We start from the raw sequence: 14,999 nt of genomic DNA, 5'->3' as shown, positions 1-14,999 counted from the left end.
CGGTCGTCCTCGAGTATCGGCGGGACAACATGGGAGGGATCCGGCTTCATGACGATTTCAGGCCGGGCCGCTCATTGGCAGAATGTATACGAGCGCAAGGGCGAACGCGAGGTAAGCTGGTTCCAGGAGAGCCCGTCGCCTTCGCTCGAACTCATCGCATTTGCCGATGCGGAGCCTACCTCACCAATTGTTGACGTCGGTGGTGGAGCGGCTCGATTGGTCGATGCGTTGCTGACCGCCGGATATGCAGATCTGACTGTCCTTGATTTGTCCGACGCGGCGCTCGCGGCGTCGCGTGCACGGCTCGGTGCCGCTAGCGACCGCGTGGACTGGATCGTCGCCGATGTGACGACGTGGCGACCAACGCGGAATTATGACATCTGGCACGACCGTGCAGCGTTCCATTTTCTCAACGCGCCGGAAGAACAAGCGGCTTATGTCGCGTGCGTCCGACGAGCTGTACAAATTGGCGGTCATGTTATTATCGGCACATTCGCAATCGATGGTCCGGAGAAATGCAGCGGCTTGCCCGTGACACGTCACAGCGCTGACAGCATCACCGCTCTGCTCGGCGCGGGCTTCACATTGACGGATCATCGGCGCCATAATCACACGACGCCATGGCAATCGGTACAGAATTTCCAGTTTAGCAGCTTCATCAGATCATACTGAACTCGCACTGCAACCCAACGTCTGCATTGGGCCATTATTTGCGAATTGCACAGGTTACTCGCTTCGGGCCAAAAGCTGAAAATTGTCGCCGTCGTCAGGCGGCCTGGTGTTGATACCCTAGTGGATGGCTGCCACTGCGGTTACGGCAATGAGAATGATCGTTACGAGCGCACCTGAAACATAGAGAATGGTTCTGATGCTGCCGCCTTTGGCCGCTTTGCCGCCGCGCAGATAGATCGCAACGTGGATGAGGCGAATTGCGACATAGACCCATACGAGCGTTGCAAGCGTGACGGGTCCCACCCCCACCATCATAGCCAGTATTGCCGGCACGACAAAAGGTGGCAGCGCCTCTACCGCGTTCATGTGGACGCGATCGATCCGGTACAGCAGATTCTCGTCGTCCAACGGCAGGACAGGTCCGGAGAGCGCCCCGGTCCTGCCTTTGAACGATCCTGAATAGATCGCGAGTAAAATTGACAGGAGGCAAAGGACAAGCACCCCGACAATGCTAAGCGAGTAGGCTGCCATACGGACCTCCGCAATTACGATCATGTCGCACGGGTTACGCGAGTATCATGGCTCGCGGGCAATCCGCTCGGCGAACCGTCTTAGATAGAGCGGCCAACCCTGATCGCCTACAACGCCTTCGCGCACGCCTTCCCAACCTTGGCCATGACGTTCGAGGTGACGGTGCTCAAGCTCCAACCGAGTCCGGCTTGGCGTCTCGGCGATGAATCGCACCTCCCATTCACTGGTCTTGTCGGGATCGGTTTCGATTTGCCAGCGCGGGCTGATGTCCTAGCTTAGAAGCACGCGATTCGGCGGTTCAAAAGCCAACACACGCGCCCAGCGGCATTCGCTGCCGTCGACACCCCGATCATAGGCGTGACCGCCGATCCGAGGCTCGAACACCGTCTCTGCGATGGGGACGGAGAGCAGGTTGTGCTCGCGTGGCTTAAAGCTGCCGAAGTCTTCCGTAAAGACCTTGAACGCAAGCTCGATTGGCGCCTCAACCACGATAGATTGTTTGATGGGCGCGGCTGATACACGCATGCTCATTTCTGGTCCTCCACTGATTTTTCGACGGCCACTTTGTAAGCTTCCAGCGTGCTGCTCCAGAACGGGTCAAGCCAGATACGCATCTGGCCGAGCCCCGCTGGATCGATGTGGTAAATGTTGCTCGCCCCTTTTGGCTCGGCACGAACCAAACGAGATTCGCGCAGCACCTTCAGATGCTGGGAGACGGCTGACTGGGAGACAGTCAGTTCTCGGGTGAGTTCAACGACAGTGCGAGGCCGCGCGCCCAGCAGTTCGAATATTCGTCTGCGGGTCGCATCGCCCAGGGCGGCCAGTTGTGCGCTGTCCTTAGCCACGGCTGGTCGATGCCTGTTGCCGGCCATGCTTACGCGGCCTTTCGGTTCGGTCATGAAAACAGATTCTCATAGTAAAATAAGCCACCACTAATGATTAGCACAAACTAATGATAGCTTCAAACCGAATTTGGCTACGTGCTAATGGGTCCAAGCCCCAGTTTCCGGCCGCCTGACGCGGTGCGAGAATAAGAGCAGCGCACCTCGAGTGCATTCAGATTGAGCAAATAGTTCGGCTTTGTATGCAATGTGTCGGACCGTACCTTGATGTCGGTGCAGAGATTTATCTTTATATGTCAGTCTTTTAATCCAAAATAAGATTCCCTTAAGGATTGGCACAAACCTTGCGATCCCTGTTCCAAAGCCATTTTCCAAAAGGCATTTGGAGCATCCCATGAAGCGTCGCGATTTCCTCAAATCGGTGTCCGGGCTGGCAGCGGGGACGCTGGCGCCGACCGCCCCCGCGATCTGGTCGCCGGCCAAGGCCGATGCCCGCTCCGAGACGCTGCTGATCGTGTCCGAGGGCGGCCCCAACAATCTCGACATCCAGGGCATCGGCACCAACGTGCCCGGCTACGAGGTGTCGTGGAATTGCTACGACCGGCTGATCAGCCACGAGATGAAGAGCGGTCCGGGCGGTGTGCCCTATTACGACCGCGACAAGATCAAGCCTGAACTCGCCGAGGACATGGTCGTCGGTGACATGTCGGTCACCTTCAAGCTGAAGAAGAACGCCAAATTCCATGACGGCACGCCGGTTACGGCGAAGGATGTCAAATGGTCGCTCGACCGCGCGGTGACGGTCGGCGGCTTCCCGACCTTCCAGATGAGCGCGGGCTCGCTGACCAAGCCGGAGCAGTTCGTCGTGGTCGACGACAACACCGTGCGCGTCGACTTCATGAAGAAGGACCGGCTGACGATTCCCGATCTCGCCGTGATCGTGCCCTGCGTCATCAATTCCGAGCTGGTGAAGAAGAACGCCAGCGAGAAGGATCCCTGGGGCCTCGAATACACCAAACAGCAGACCGCGGGCTCCGGCGCCTACAAGGTGACGAAATGGACCGCCGGCACCGAAGTGGTGATGGAGCGCAACGACGATTGGGTCGGTGGTCCGTTGCCGAAGATCAGGCGCGTGATCTGGCGGATGGTGCCGCAGGCCGGCAACCGCCGCGCACTGCTCGAGCGTGGCGACGCCGACATCTCCTATGAGCTGCCGTTCAAGGATTTCCAGGAAATGAAGGCGAGCGGCAAGCTCAACGTGGTCTCGCTGCCGTTCTCCAACGGCATCCAGTACATCGGCATGAACGTCACCAAGCCGCCGTTCGACAATCCCAAGGTACGTCAGGCGATCGCCTATGCGATTCCGTATCAGAAGATCATGGATGCGGTGATGTTCGGGCTCGCCAATCCGATGTTCGGCGCGCCCAAGGACAAGCCGACCGAGGTCGCCTGGCCGCAGCCGACCAAATACAACACCGACATGGACAAGGCGAAGGCGCTGCTCGCGGAGGCCGGCTACGCCAACGGCTTCGAGACCACGATCTCGTTCGATCTCAATTTTGCCGGCGTCAACGAGCCGCTTTGCGTGCTGGTGCAGGAGAGCCTCGCCCAGCTCGGCATCAAGACCACGATCAACAAGGTGCCCGGCGCCAACTGGCGCACCGAATTGAACAAGAAGGAGATGCCGCTGTTCACCAACGTGTTCTCGGGCTGGCTCGATTATCCCGAGTACTTTTTCTACTGGTGCTATCACGGCAACAATTCCGTCTTCAACACCATGAGCTACAAGTCGGGCGAGATGGACAAGCTGATCGACGGCGCGCGCAACGCCGCGGCCAACGGCGACACCGCCGCCTATGACGCCGACGTGAAAGGCTTCGTCGATCTCGCCTTCAGCGACATTCCGCGCATCCCGCTCTACCAGCCCTTCGTCAACGTCGCGATGCAGAAGAACATCTCGGGCTACGAATACTGGTTCCACCGCCGCCTCGACTACCGCGCGATGGCGAAGGGGTGATGCATGGCGCGCGACACGGCCATGACGCCGGCTGAGTTTCCGAGTGAGGTGGGCACTGCTCTCTCATTCCCTCTCCCCTTGTGGGAGAGGGGCAGGGTGAGGGGTAGCCACGAACTCCGACCTCGCTTGGGGCTACCCCTCACCCCAACCCTCTCCCATCGCAAGTCGGGCTTGCCCGACTTGCGCAAATCAACGATGCGCAACCGGGGTAGACCCCGGTTGCGTGGGAGAGGGAGCCCATCCAGTCCCCGTAGGGCTTTTCACAAGGCAATTGGGAGCACGCCATGCTGACTCTCATCGGCAAACGCCTTCTGTTCGCAATCCCGTCGCTGATCGGCGTCGTGATCGTGACTTTCCTGTTGACGCGCGCGTTGCCGGGCGATCCGGCGGCGTATTTCGCTGGCCCTGCGGCCGGCAAGGAAGCGGTCGAGCAGATCAGGAAGAAGCTCGGTCTCGACAAGCCGCTGATCGAGCAGTTCTTCCACTACACCAACGATCTCGCGCATGGCGATTTCGGCAACTCGCTGACGACAGGACAGCCGGTCGCGGCGGAATTGCGCAATCGCTTGCCGGCGTCAGCTGAGCTCACCTTGCTCGGTCTCGTCGTCTCGATCGTGATCGCGATTCCGCTCGGCGTGCTGGCGGCGACGCGGCCGGGCTCATGGATCGACCATCTCTGCCGGGTCACGACCACGGCCGGCGTGTCGCTGCCGGTGTTCTTCACCGGGCTTGTGCTGGTCTACGTGTTCTATTTCCGCCTCGGCTGGTCGCCGGCGCCGCTCGGGCGCCTCGACGTCTTCGCCAGCGCGCCGCCGACCGTCACGGGCTTCTATCTGATCGACACCTTGATCGCACGTGACTTCGAGGCGTTCCGGTCGGCGTTCAGCCAGTTGATCCTGCCCGCAGTGACGCTTGCGATCTTCTCGCTGGCGCCGATCGCGCGGATGACGCGGGCCTCGATGCTGGCGGTGCTGTCGTCGGATTTCGTCCGCACCGCGCGCGCCAGCGGCCTGTCGCCGGGCAAGGTGATCGTCACCTATGCGTTCCGCAACGCGATGCTGCCTGTCATCACCACGCTCAGCATGGTGTTCTCGTTCCTGCTCGGCGCCAATGTGCTGGTTGAGAAAGTGTTCGCCTGGCCCGGCATCGGCTCCTACGCGGTGGAAGCTTTGATCGCATCCGACTTTGCCCCAGTGCAAGGCTTCGTGTTGACCATGGCGGTCATGTACGTGCTGCTCAATCTCATCATCGACATTCTCTATGGTGTGATCGATCCACGCGTCAGGCTGGAGGGCTAAGAGCATGATCCGGAAAAGTGGGAACCGGTTTTCCGAAAGAGATCATGCTCCAAGGAGAAAGCCATGAGCACCGTTGCGCCGACAGTCGAACCCGCCGGTCCCGCACGCACCTCGGGCTTGGCCGCGATCATCGAGCAAACGCGTTATGTGCTGGACGAGAACAAGGTCACCGGCTTCGCCTTCGGGCTGCTGGTCCTGATTGTGTTCGCAGCGCTGTTCGGTCCTTACATCGTGCCGTACGATCCGCTCGCTTCCGATACTGTGGCGGCACTGAAGGCACCGTCGGCCGCGCACTGGTTCGGCACCGACCAACTCGGCCGCGACATTTTTAGCCGCGTCGTTGTTGCGACACGGCTCGACACCTTCATTGCGGTCGCCTCCGTCGTGCTGGTGTTCCTGATGGGCGGGCTCGCCGGCATCGCCGCCGGCTATTTCGGCGGCTGGACCGACCGCATCGTCGGCCGCATCGCCGACACCATCATGGCGTTTCCGCTGTTCGTGCTGGCGATGGGCATCGTCGCCGCGCTCGGCAACACCGTGCAGAACATCATCATCGCGACTGCGATCGTGAACTTCCCGCTCTATGCCCGCGTCGCGCGCGCCGAGGCCAATGTCCGCCGCAATGCCGGCTTCGTGCAGGCGGCGCGGCTGTCCGGCAACGGAGAATTCCGCATCCTGCTGGTGCATATCCTGCCCAACATCATGCCGATCATGATCGTGCAGATGTCGCTGACCATGGGCTATGCCATCCTCAACGCCGCGGGCCTCTCCTTTATCGGTCTCGGCGTCCGGCCGCCGACCGCCGAATGGGGCATCATGGTTGCGGAGGGCGCCGGCTTCATGGTGTCGGGCGAGTGGTGGATCGCGCTGTTCCCCGGCCTTGCGCTGATGATTGCGGTGTTCTGCTTCAATTTGCTCGGCGACGGCCTGCGCGACATCGTCGACCCGCAGCGGAGGACGTGATGACTGTCTCAACACGGTGCCACAATACCGCTCCGCTACTTTGCATGGGGTTGTTTTGCGGATTTTTGGATGACGCCTCGCATGAGGGGAGGTGCGCATGACCGCCCAGCCGCTGCTCGACGTCTCCGACCTCACCGTCGAATTCAACACCCGCCGCGGCATTGTGAAGGCCGTGCAGCACGTCAACGTCTCCGTCGCCAAGGGCGAGACCGTCGGCATCGTCGGCGAGTCCGGCTCCGGAAAATCCGTGACGTCGTATGCCGTGATGCGCATCCTCGACCGCGCCGGCAGGATCGCCGAGGGTTCGGTGATGTTCTCCGGCATCGACGTCAAGGCGGCGACCGAGAGCCAGATGCGCGACCTGCGCGGCCGCGAGGTCTCGATGGTGTTCCAGAATCCGCGCGCCGCGCTCAATCCGATCCGCAAAGTCGGCGACCAGATCGAGGACGTGCTGCGCCAGCACGTCCAGCAGGCTACCGTCGCCGATCGCGGCGAGAAGGCGATCGAGGCGCTGGAGGCGGTCAAGATCGCCCGTCCGCGCGAACGCTACCACGCCTATCCGTTCGAGCTCTCGGGCGGCATGTGCCAGCGCGTTGTCATCGCGCTGGCATTGGCCTGCAATCCGCAGCTCCTGATCGCCGATGAGCCGACCACCGGCCTCGACGTCACCACCCAGAAGGCGGTGATGGATCTGATCGTCGAACTGACAAAACGCCGATCGATGTCGACCATCCTGATCACCCATGATCTCGGCCTCGCCGCGGCCTATTGCGACCGCGTCGTTGTCATGGAAAAGGGCCGCGTGGTCGAGACGGCGAAGTCGGCCGACATCTTCGCCGCACCCCAGCACGCCTACACCAAGAAGCTGATGCGCGCGACGCCGCGGATCGGCGTGTCGTTGCGCGATTTGTTGCCGGAGGAGGAGGCTCTCGCCTCTCCTCGCCCTGCGCCCGCGGAAGCGGCCCCTCTTCCCGCGAAGGGCGGGGCGAGGGAGCAGCCGCTCCTGCTCGTCGAAAAGCTGGTCAAGGAATATCCCCGCCAGGGCGCCGGCGCGGTACTGTCAAAATTGTTCGGCCGCAAGCCGCCGGTGGAGGAGGATGTCTTCCGCGCCGTCGACGGCATCAGCTTCCATGTCGGTTATGGCGAGAGCGTCGGACTGGTCGGCGAATCCGGCTGCGGCAAGTCGACGACGTCGATGATGGTGATGCGGCTGCTGGACCAGACCTCCGGCCGCATCATGTTCGACGGCGGGGACATCGGCGCGATCATGCCGCAGTCGTTTGCGCGGTTGCCGCAGCGCAGCCAGATCCAGATGGTGTTCCAGGATCCGACCGACAGCCTCAATCCGCGCTTCACCGCGGCGCGCGCGATCGCGGACCCGATCATGCAGCTCAGCGACATCAAGGGCCGCGACGCGCTGCGCGATCGTTGCGAGGAGCTGGCGCGATTGGTCGGCCTGCCGCTCAATCTGCTCGATCGCTTTCCGCACCAGCTCTCCGGCGGCCAGAAGGCCCGCGTTGGCATCGCGCGGGCGATCGCGCTGCATCCGAAACTCGTCATCCTCGACGAACCGACCGCGGCGCTCGACGTTTCCGTGCAGGCGGTCGTGCTCAACCTGCTGCAGGACCTCAAGCAGTCGATGGGCATGAGCTATCTGTTCGTCTCCCACGACCTCAATGTGGTGCGGTTGCTATGCGACCGCGTCATCGTGATGCGCTCAGGCCGCATCGTGGAGCAGGGCTCGTCCGAACAGGTCTTGGGCAATCCGCAGGATGCCTATACAAGGGAGCTGCTGACGGCGATCCCGCATCCGCCGTTGCCGGTCTCTTGAGAACCTAACGGGAGCGAAATGGCCGATCATCTCGACGACTATATCAATGCCGTCGCCAGCGCGATGGCGTTGCCGGTGGAGGACGCCTGGCGTCCCGCGGTGCGTGCGAACCTCGAGGTCTCGCTGAGGCTGGCGCGGCTGGTCGACGACTTCCCGCTGCCGGACGAGACCGAGTCCGCCGCGATCTATTCGGCCTGAGACCGCGATGTCCGAGAAATCTGCCCTTATGTCAGCCGCCGACATCGCGCAGGCCGTGTCAGGCCGTAAGATCACCGCGCTCGACGCGACAGAAGCCGCGCTGTCGCGGATCGCTGTTCACGACAAGGTCCTCAACTCCTTCACCGACGTCACCGCCGATCGTGCCCGCGCCAAGGCGAAAGCGATCGACGCCGCGATTGCAGCCGGCCAATCGGTCGGCCCACTTGCAGGCGTGCCGTTTGCGGTGAAGAACCTGTTCGACGTGCAGGGGCTCTCCACCCGCGCGGGCTCAAAGATCAATCGCGACCTGCCGCCGTCACCGCGCGACGCCACGCTGATCGAGCGGATGGAAGCGGCCGGCGCCGTGTTGGTCGGCGCGCTCAACATGGGCGAATACGCCTACGACTTCACCGGCGAAAACGTCCATGACGGCCCGTCGCGCAATCCGCACGATCCGACGCGGATGGCCGGCGGCTCCTCGGGCGGCTCCGGCAGCGCTGTCGGCGGTGCGCTGGTTCCGATCTCGCTCGGCTCCGACACCAACGGCTCGATCCGCGTGCCCTCGTCGTTCTGCGGCATTTTTGGACTGAAGCCGACCTATGGAAGGTTGTCGCGGGCGCGGTCCTTTCCGTTCGTCGCGAGCCTAGATCATCTCGGCCCGTTCGCGCGCAACGTGAAAGACCTCGCGCTCGCCTATGATGCGATGCAGGGGCCGGATGCCGATGACGTCGGTTGTGCCGGCCGATCGCTCGAGCCGACATTGCCTTTGCTGACCCATGATATCGACGGTTTGCGCATCGCGATCGCCGGCGGCTATTTTCAAAAGAACGTGTTTCCCGAAGCGATCGAAGCCGTCGCGCGTGTGGCGAAGGCACTCGGCGCCACGCAGACAATCGAATTGCCTGAAGTCGCGCGCGCCCGCGCCGCCGCCTACATCATCACGACGACCGAGGGCGCCTCGCTGCACCTCGATCGCCTGCGCCAGCGTCCGAATGATTTCGATCCCGCGGTGCGCGACCGTTTGATCGCGGGCGCGATGGTGCCTGCGCCCTATGTCGACAAGGCGCAGAAATTCCGCCGCTGGTATCGCGCAAAAGTGCTGGAGCTATACAAGTCGGTCGATGTGATCCTGGCGCCGGCGACGCCCTGCACCGCGCCAAAACTCGGACAGGTCAACTTCGTGCTCGACGGTGTGGAGCTGCCGGTGCGCGCCAATATCGGCATTCACACCCAGCCGATTTCCTTCATCGGCCTTCCCGTTGTCGCCGTGCCGGTGCCGCTGGAGCCGATGCCGATCGGCGTGCAGCTCATCGTCGCGCCCTGGCGCGAGGACATCGCGCTGCGGGTGGCCTACGCACTGGAACAGATGGGTGTTGCGGCCGCGCCGCCGCCGAGGGGACTCTAAACCATGGATATCGATCGACCCGACGTGCTCGCCGAGGTTACGGCGCAGTTCGAACGCTATGAAAAGGCGCTGATCTCCAACGACGTGGCGGTGCTCGACGAGCTGTTCCGCAAGGACAAGCGCACGCTCCGCTATGGCATCGGTGAAAACCTCTATGGCTATGACGAGATCATGGCGTTCCGCGCCGGGCGCTCGCCGGTCGGGCTGATGCGTAGCATCGACCGCACCGTGATCACGACCTATGGCCGCGACACCGCGATCGCCTCGACGCTGTTCCATCGCGAATCCACGCCGGGCCGAGTGGGACGCCAGATGCAGACCTGGATTCGCTTCCCCGAGGGGTGGAGAATCGTCGCGGCCCATGTCAGCATCATCGACGAGCCCAAAGCTGCCTGAAACGGATACTTGAAGCATGAGCCTGGACGAGCTTCCGACACGCGCACCGCAACCGCAGGGCACCGAGCCCGAGGCGGTCGTGCGCCGCGTCGATCGCCCGGCCTCGCCGCTGGACAAGGTGACCCGCGCCGAGGAACTCAGGCTACAGCTCGCCGACGAGATCGTGCGCGGTACGCTCGCGCCGGGCGCCGCCCTCGACGAGACCGAGATCGCGCGCCGCTTCAACGTCTCGCGCACCCCGGTGCGGGAAGCGCTGCGGCAACTTGCGGCCTCTGGCCTGATCGATGCTCGCGCGCATCGCGGCGCGGTGGTGGCGCGGCCTTCGCTTGAAAGACTGACCGGCATGTTCGAGGCGATGGCCGAACTGGAGGCGATGTGCGCCGGCCTTGCCGCCGAGCGCATGATGCCGGCGGAACGCAACGCGCTGGAGACGATCCACGAGGAATTGCGGGTGCTGAGCTACACCGGCAATCCCGACCGTTTCCACGAGGTCAATGAGCGCTTCCACAACGCGATCTATGCCGGATCGCAGAACGCCTATATCGCCGAGATGACGCTGGCCACCCGTGTGCGCGTGCAGCCGTTCCGCCGCGCCCAGTTCCGCAATCTCGGGCGATTGGCAAAGTCCCACGCCGAGCACGACCGCGTCGTCGTCGCCATCATGCGCGGCGACAAGGCCGGGGCCGCCGCCGCGATGCGCGCCCATATCGAGCTGGTGCGCGGGGAGTACGAGATCTACGCGGTGTCGGTGTAGGCTGGCGCAACGTATCAAGTTCGTCATTCCGGGGCGCCGCGAAGCGGCCGAGCCCGGAATCCATTCGTCCGCATAAGATGTCACTGGTTGGTCGGCGCGCTTTCCCTGAGGCCGTCGCCTTGGTGGGATGGATTCCGGGCTCGCGCTTCGCGCGCCCCGGAATGACGACTAGGAGGCCTTCTCCGCCATGAACGCGCGCCAACCGCCGTACGCCGAAATATCCTTGGCGCCGTTGATCGCAGCCGGCTCAACGAGAAAGCCCTTCACCTCGCGTCCATCCGCAAGCCGGACCGTGCCGATCGACATCGGCGGCGGGATGGCGGCGACGAATGTTCCGAATGCGGCCGGTGACATCGCCCAAAGTTCGAGCTTGATCGCGGTGCCCTGGCCCGCCTCGACGCGCAGCATGCCGGGCTTCGGCGGTGTGGTGTCGAGCGCATAGAGCTTGTAATCCGGCGCGGTAACCGCTTCCTCAAGCAGGCGCGCGTCGAGCGCGGTCAATTCGCCGTTCAGTGCCATGCCGGAGAGATGCGCGCCGACCACCGCGATCGGAATCTCGTCAGGCATCACCACCGGAATCGCGGCGAGTGGCGGCTGAGGCAGCGACTTGGCTCCGATCGGCAGCTTCGTGTCGGCGTGGAAGGCGCGGCCGATGCTGGCAAGATCAGCGTCGCGGCCGGCCGGTGCCAGCAGCGTAATGCCGAACGGCGCGCCGTCGGACCGCATTGCCGCCGGCAGCGCCAGCCCGCAGAGATCGAGCAGATTGACGAAATTGGTGTAGGTGCCGAGCCGCGAATTGAGCTCGACCGGATTGGCGAGCACCTGCGCGGTCGAATAGATCGTCGGCGCCGTCGGCAGCACGACCGCGTCGAGCTGTGCAAAGGCGCGTGCGGTGCTGGCGCGGAGCGCCTGCAGGCGGTACAGCGCGGAGAACGTGTCGGCTGCGGTGAGCCGCGCGCCAGCCGCGGTGATCTCGCGGGTCACGGGATGAATGGCGTCGGGCGATGACGCCAGCAGGTTACGGATCACCAGATAGCGTTCGGCGACCCACGGTCCCTCGTAGAGCAGCCGCGCGGTCTCGTAGAACGGCTCAAGGTCGAATTCGACCAGCGTTGCGCCGAGCGCTTCCCATCGCTTCAGCGCCTCGCCATAGGCCTTCTCCGACGCTCGGTCGCCGAAGAAGATGAGTTGGCCGTTGCGGGGAATGCCGAGCTTCAGTTGCGTTGGAAACGCCGCGAGGTCGCCCAGCGGCCGGTTGCGCGAGAACGGGTCGGCGCCGTCGGGACCCGCCATCACGGCAAGCGCGGCCATCGCATCATCGACCGTGAGCGAGAACACCGAGATGCAGTCGAGCGTGCGGCAGGCCGGCACCAGGCCCGCGGTCGAGATCAGCCCGAGGCTCGGCTTGAGGCCGACGATGTTGTTGAGCATCGCCGGCACGCGGCCGCTACCGGCGGTGTCGGTGCCGAGTGCGAGCGGCACCAGGCCGGCGGAGACCGCGACCGCCGAGCCCGAACTCGAGCCGCCCGGAATGAGATCGCCGCGCACCGGATTCTTGGGAATGCCGTAGGGCGAGCGCACGCCGACCAGCCCGGTGGCGAATTGGTCGAGATTGGTCTTGCCGATGATGATGGCGCCGGCCTCGCGCAGCTTCGCAACCGCCGTGGAATCGTGCACCGGCAGATAGGAGAAGGCCGGGCAGGCGGCAGTGGTCGGCAGGCCCTTGACGTCGATATTGTCCTTCACCGCGACCGGCACGCCATAGAGCGGCAACTGTGCCGGGTCTTTCGTCGCGAGCCGTTCGGCCTCGGCGATCGCGTCGTTTTCGTCGCGCAGGCTGATGAAGATGGCGGGATCGTTGTGCTCGCGGATGCGCTGGTAGCTGCGCGCGATGGTCTGCGCCGGCGTCATGGTGCCGGCGCGGTGCGCAGCTGATATTGCAGCGACGGTTTCAGTCACGTGAGTTGGTCCCGTCCATTAAGCGGCAAGGCAACGGCGCCCTGCGCGAAGGAATTGCAGCCTGATCGAAGCAAGCGATGTGCCATTGTGTACATTTGGCCACCGGGGGCCACCAAGCAGATTGTCGCACGATGTCAGTTGTTTAGGGCAATCATACGCAAGCCGCACGGGTCGGTCGGGCAGATCCATCGTGGCCTGCTTGCCTATTTCATGAGCAGTGTCATCCGAGCGCGGCGAACCGGCGCGTCGCCTTGCCGCTAATCCGCTCCTGCGCTGCGCGCACGGACCAGTCGGCTCAGCATCTGCAGGAACTGCCGGCCATCCTTGATGCCCAGGGGCGCCAGCGTCAGTCGGTTGAACTCCTGCGCGAGCGCCCAGGCGCGCGCGGCCGCCTGCGTGCCGCGGGCCGTCAGCACCAGTTCGACGGCGCGCTTGTCGCGATCCGACCGCTTTCGCTTGATGAGATCCTTGCCTTCCAGCTTCGCCAGGATCTTCACGAGATTGGGCAACTGGATGCGCAGCGCGTTCGCGACCTCGCTCTGGGTGACGGAAGGATTGTCGCGGACCGTGATCATGACCGAATGTTCGGCGGGCGAGAAACCGGTCTCCGCGAAGTGCGGAAAGAACTCCTCGAAGATCTGGATCTGCAGCATGCGGATCATGAAACCCGGCGTCTGCTGCAGCGCCGTCAGATCGAGCGGCCGTTTCGGGTGTCCGTTAGCGACGTCGTCAGCAAGCGACTTGTTCGCGGAAAGGCTCGTTCGCTTGTGCATGGGCGCGTGATTCCCGAACCGAATTGACATCGCCAAAAATGCTTATATTATATAAGCAATTCGGCAGCATGAAGATTGCCGATCGGGTTGTAACGCTGGGAGGTCCGGTTGGGCCATGTTTTTTCGCGACGCGCGATACGGCCACTGCTCGCCGTGGCCGCCTTGTTGCTCGCATCCGGCGCAGAGGCGCAGGACAAGGTCCGCATCGGTGTCCTGAACGATCAGTCCGGCGTGTTCTCGACCTATCAGGGCATCGGCTCGGTGATCGCCGCGCAGATGGCGGTCGAGGATTATGGCGGCAAGGCCGCCGGCAAGCCGGTCGAAGTTGTTGCCGCCGATCACCAGAACAAGCCCGATATCGGTGTCGGTATCGCGCGGCGCTGGTACGAAAACGAAAATGTCGATGCGATCTTCGACCTGCCGAACTCGGCGATAGCGCTCGCGGTTGCCGCCATGAGCGAGCAGAAGAACAAGGTGTTCGTCGGTTCCGGCGCCGGCACGGCGCTGCTGACCGGTGAAAAATGCACGCCGAACACCGTGCACTGGACCTACGACACCTACGCCTATGGCCGCGGCCTCGGCCGTGCCGTGGTCGCGCAAGGCGGCAAGAAATGGTTCTTCCTCACGGCCGATTATGCGTTCGGCCACGACCTCGAAAAGCAGGCGATGGAAGCGGTCAAGGCCGCCGGCGGCGAGGTGGTCGGCGCGGTCCGCCATCCGCTCGGAACCGCCGACTACGCGTCGTTCCTGCTGCAGGCCCAGGCGTCCGGCGCCGACGTCATCGGCATCGCCAATGCCGGCGACGACACCATCACCTCGATGAAGCAGGCGGCCGAATTCGGCCTGACTGCGAAGCAGAAGCTGGTCGGCTTGATCCTCGGCATGAATGGGCTGCCGGCGCTGACGCTGAAGGCGGCGCAGGGCGCGCAGATCATGAACCCGTTCTACTGGGATCTGAACGAAGGCACGCGCAGCTTCGCCAAGCGCTTTGCCGAGCGCCACCCGCAGAACAATTATCCGAACGACATGCAGGCCGGCGTCTATGCGTCGGTCATTCACTACCTCAAGGCCGTCGACAAGGTCGGCGGCGCCGGTGACGGTCGTGCCGTGGTCGCGGCGATGAAGGCGCTCCCGACCGACGATCCGCTGTTCGGAAAAGGCTACATCCGCGCCGACGGCCGCAAGATCCATCCGCTCTATTTGCTCGAGGTCAAGAAGCCCGAGGAATCGCAGTCGAAATGGGATCTGCTCAAAGTCGTTGCCACGGTGTCCGGCGAGGACGCGTTCCGGCCTGAAAAGGATGGCGGCTGTCCGTTGCTGAAATAGGCAGCTTGTGCTGCAGTCCGATCGGAGGCTCCGT

At 63.4% G+C, this 14,999-nt stretch carries 15 protein-coding genes; 10 read left to right on the top strand and 5 right to left on the bottom strand.

Annotated elements, in window-relative coordinates:
- Window positions 1–48: 48 nt before the first annotated feature.
- Window positions 49–672 (top strand): class I SAM-dependent methyltransferase, encoded by a 624-nt coding sequence (locus tag UP10_RS29470; RefSeq protein ID WP_044590703.1) that lies wholly within the window; start codon window positions 49–51, stop codon window positions 670–672.
- A 117-nt stretch (window positions 673–789) separates the two neighbouring features.
- Here UP10_RS29470 and UP10_RS29465 read toward each other — a convergent pair whose 3' ends face one another.
- From UP10_RS29465 to UP10_RS45450, 3 genes are all read right to left on the bottom strand, one after another.
- Window positions 790–1,203, bottom strand: a complete 414-nt coding sequence (locus UP10_RS29465) for an MAPEG family protein (RefSeq protein ID WP_044590872.1) — start codon at window positions 1,201–1,203, stop codon at window positions 790–792.
- A 270-nt stretch (window positions 1,204–1,473) separates the two neighbouring features.
- Window positions 1,474–1,734 carry an SRPBCC family protein gene (locus UP10_RS46520; protein ID WP_349643985.1) on the bottom strand — a complete coding sequence of 87 codons (261 nt, stop codon included), beginning with the start codon at window positions 1,732–1,734 and terminating at the stop codon, window positions 1,474–1,476.
- Window positions 1,731–2,048: an ArsR/SmtB family transcription factor gene (locus tag UP10_RS45450; protein ID WP_197086922.1), complete on the bottom strand. Its 318-nt coding sequence runs from the start codon at window positions 2,046–2,048 to the stop codon at window positions 1,731–1,733. Before UP10_RS45450 ends, UP10_RS46520 begins: the two co-directional genes overlap by 4 nt.
- 391 nt (window positions 2,049–2,439) lie before the next feature.
- Here UP10_RS45450 and UP10_RS29450 point away from each other — a divergent pair, with 391 nt between their 5' ends.
- The 8 genes from UP10_RS29450 to UP10_RS29415 all read left to right on the top strand — a co-directional run bounded on the left by UP10_RS29450 (window position 2,440) and on the right by UP10_RS29415 (window position 10,907).
- Window positions 2,440–4,062 carry an ABC transporter substrate-binding protein gene (locus tag UP10_RS29450; RefSeq protein ID WP_044590702.1) on the top strand — a complete coding sequence of 541 codons (1,623 nt, stop codon included), beginning with the start codon at window positions 2,440–2,442 and terminating at the stop codon, window positions 4,060–4,062.
- Window positions 4,063–4,346: 284 nt separating this feature from the next.
- Window positions 4,347–5,360 carry an ABC transporter permease gene (locus UP10_RS29445; protein WP_044590701.1) on the top strand — a complete coding sequence of 338 codons (1,014 nt, stop codon included), beginning with the start codon at window positions 4,347–4,349 and terminating at the stop codon, window positions 5,358–5,360.
- Between the two features lie 63 nt (window positions 5,361–5,423).
- Complete coding sequence (locus UP10_RS29440; RefSeq protein WP_044590700.1) at window positions 5,424–6,323, top strand: ABC transporter permease; 900 nt, start codon at window positions 5,424–5,426, stop codon at window positions 6,321–6,323.
- A gap of 97 nt (window positions 6,324–6,420) precedes the next feature.
- Window positions 6,421–8,154, top strand: a complete 1,734-nt coding sequence (locus tag UP10_RS29435) for a dipeptide ABC transporter ATP-binding protein (RefSeq protein WP_044590699.1) — start codon at window positions 6,421–6,423, stop codon at window positions 8,152–8,154.
- Between the two features lie 18 nt (window positions 8,155–8,172).
- Window positions 8,173–8,352, top strand: a complete 180-nt coding sequence (locus UP10_RS29430) for a DUF4089 domain-containing protein (RefSeq protein ID WP_044590698.1) — start codon at window positions 8,173–8,175, stop codon at window positions 8,350–8,352.
- A gap of 7 nt (window positions 8,353–8,359) precedes the next feature.
- Window positions 8,360–9,757, top strand: a complete 1,398-nt coding sequence (locus UP10_RS29425) for an AtzE family amidohydrolase (RefSeq protein WP_044590697.1) — start codon at window positions 8,360–8,362, stop codon at window positions 9,755–9,757.
- 3 nt (window positions 9,758–9,760) lie between these two features.
- The gene (hpxZ, locus tag UP10_RS29420) at window positions 9,761–10,153 is read left to right on the top strand and encodes an oxalurate catabolism protein HpxZ (RefSeq protein WP_044590696.1); all 393 of its coding nucleotides are present in this window, start codon (window positions 9,761–9,763) and stop codon (window positions 10,151–10,153) included.
- A 16-nt stretch (window positions 10,154–10,169) separates the two neighbouring features.
- Window positions 10,170–10,907: a GntR family transcriptional regulator gene (locus UP10_RS29415; RefSeq protein WP_044590695.1), complete on the top strand. Its 738-nt coding sequence runs from the start codon at window positions 10,170–10,172 to the stop codon at window positions 10,905–10,907.
- A gap of 168 nt (window positions 10,908–11,075) precedes the next feature.
- On the opposite strand, the gene atzF is transcribed toward UP10_RS29415, so the two are convergent.
- Together atzF and UP10_RS29405 are read right to left on the bottom strand one after the other, a co-directional pair.
- On the bottom strand, window positions 11,076–12,866 hold the full coding sequence (atzF, locus tag UP10_RS29410; RefSeq protein ID WP_044590694.1) for an allophanate hydrolase: 1,791 nt from the start codon (window positions 12,864–12,866) through the stop codon (window positions 11,076–11,078).
- Window positions 12,867–13,123: 257 nt separating this feature from the next.
- The gene (locus UP10_RS29405; protein ID WP_197086914.1) at window positions 13,124–13,639 is read right to left on the bottom strand and encodes a MarR family winged helix-turn-helix transcriptional regulator; all 516 of its coding nucleotides are present in this window, start codon (window positions 13,637–13,639) and stop codon (window positions 13,124–13,126) included.
- 144 nt (window positions 13,640–13,783) lie between these two features.
- Between UP10_RS29405 and UP10_RS29400 the strand changes: the two genes are divergently transcribed.
- A complete protein-coding gene (locus tag UP10_RS29400) occupies window positions 13,784–14,965 on the top strand; it encodes an ABC transporter substrate-binding protein (RefSeq protein WP_044590869.1) in 1,182 nt (393 codons plus the stop codon).
- Window positions 14,966–14,999 lie beyond the last annotated feature (34 nt).

Source organism: Bradyrhizobium sp. LTSPM299 (assembly GCF_000938235.1).
Lineage (GTDB): Bacteria > Pseudomonadota > Alphaproteobacteria > Rhizobiales > Xanthobacteraceae > Bradyrhizobium.
This window is presented reverse-complemented; position numbering and strand designations above follow the sequence as displayed.

Excerpts from the sequence above, each read along its gene's own strand:
- UP10_RS29470 (WP_044590703.1), top strand. The coding sequence starts at position 49 with ATGACGATTTCAGGCCGGGCCGCTCATTGGCAGAATGTATACGAGCGC.
- UP10_RS29465 (WP_044590872.1), bottom strand. The coding sequence starts at position 1,203 with ATGGCAGCCTACTCGCTTAGCATTGTCGGGGTGCTTGTCCTTTGCCTC.
- UP10_RS46520 (WP_349643985.1), bottom strand. The coding sequence starts at position 1,734 with ATGAGCATGCGTGTATCAGCCGCGCCCATCAAACAATCTATCGTGGTT.
- UP10_RS29450 (WP_044590702.1), top strand. The coding sequence starts at position 2,440 with ATGAAGCGTCGCGATTTCCTCAAATCGGTGTCCGGGCTGGCAGCGGGG.
- UP10_RS29445 (WP_044590701.1), top strand. The coding sequence starts at position 4,347 with ATGCTGACTCTCATCGGCAAACGCCTTCTGTTCGCAATCCCGTCGCTG.
- UP10_RS29440 (WP_044590700.1), top strand. The coding sequence starts at position 5,424 with ATGAGCACCGTTGCGCCGACAGTCGAACCCGCCGGTCCCGCACGCACC.
- UP10_RS29435 (WP_044590699.1), top strand. The coding sequence starts at position 6,421 with ATGACCGCCCAGCCGCTGCTCGACGTCTCCGACCTCACCGTCGAATTC.
- UP10_RS29430 (WP_044590698.1), top strand. The coding sequence starts at position 8,173 with ATGGCCGATCATCTCGACGACTATATCAATGCCGTCGCCAGCGCGATG.
- UP10_RS29425 (WP_044590697.1), top strand. The coding sequence starts at position 8,360 with ATGTCCGAGAAATCTGCCCTTATGTCAGCCGCCGACATCGCGCAGGCC.
- hpxZ (WP_044590696.1), top strand. The coding sequence starts at position 9,761 with ATGGATATCGATCGACCCGACGTGCTCGCCGAGGTTACGGCGCAGTTC.
- UP10_RS29415 (WP_044590695.1), top strand. The coding sequence starts at position 10,170 with ATGAGCCTGGACGAGCTTCCGACACGCGCACCGCAACCGCAGGGCACC.
- UP10_RS29405 (WP_197086914.1), bottom strand. The coding sequence starts at position 13,639 with ATGCACAAGCGAACGAGCCTTTCCGCGAACAAGTCGCTTGCTGACGAC.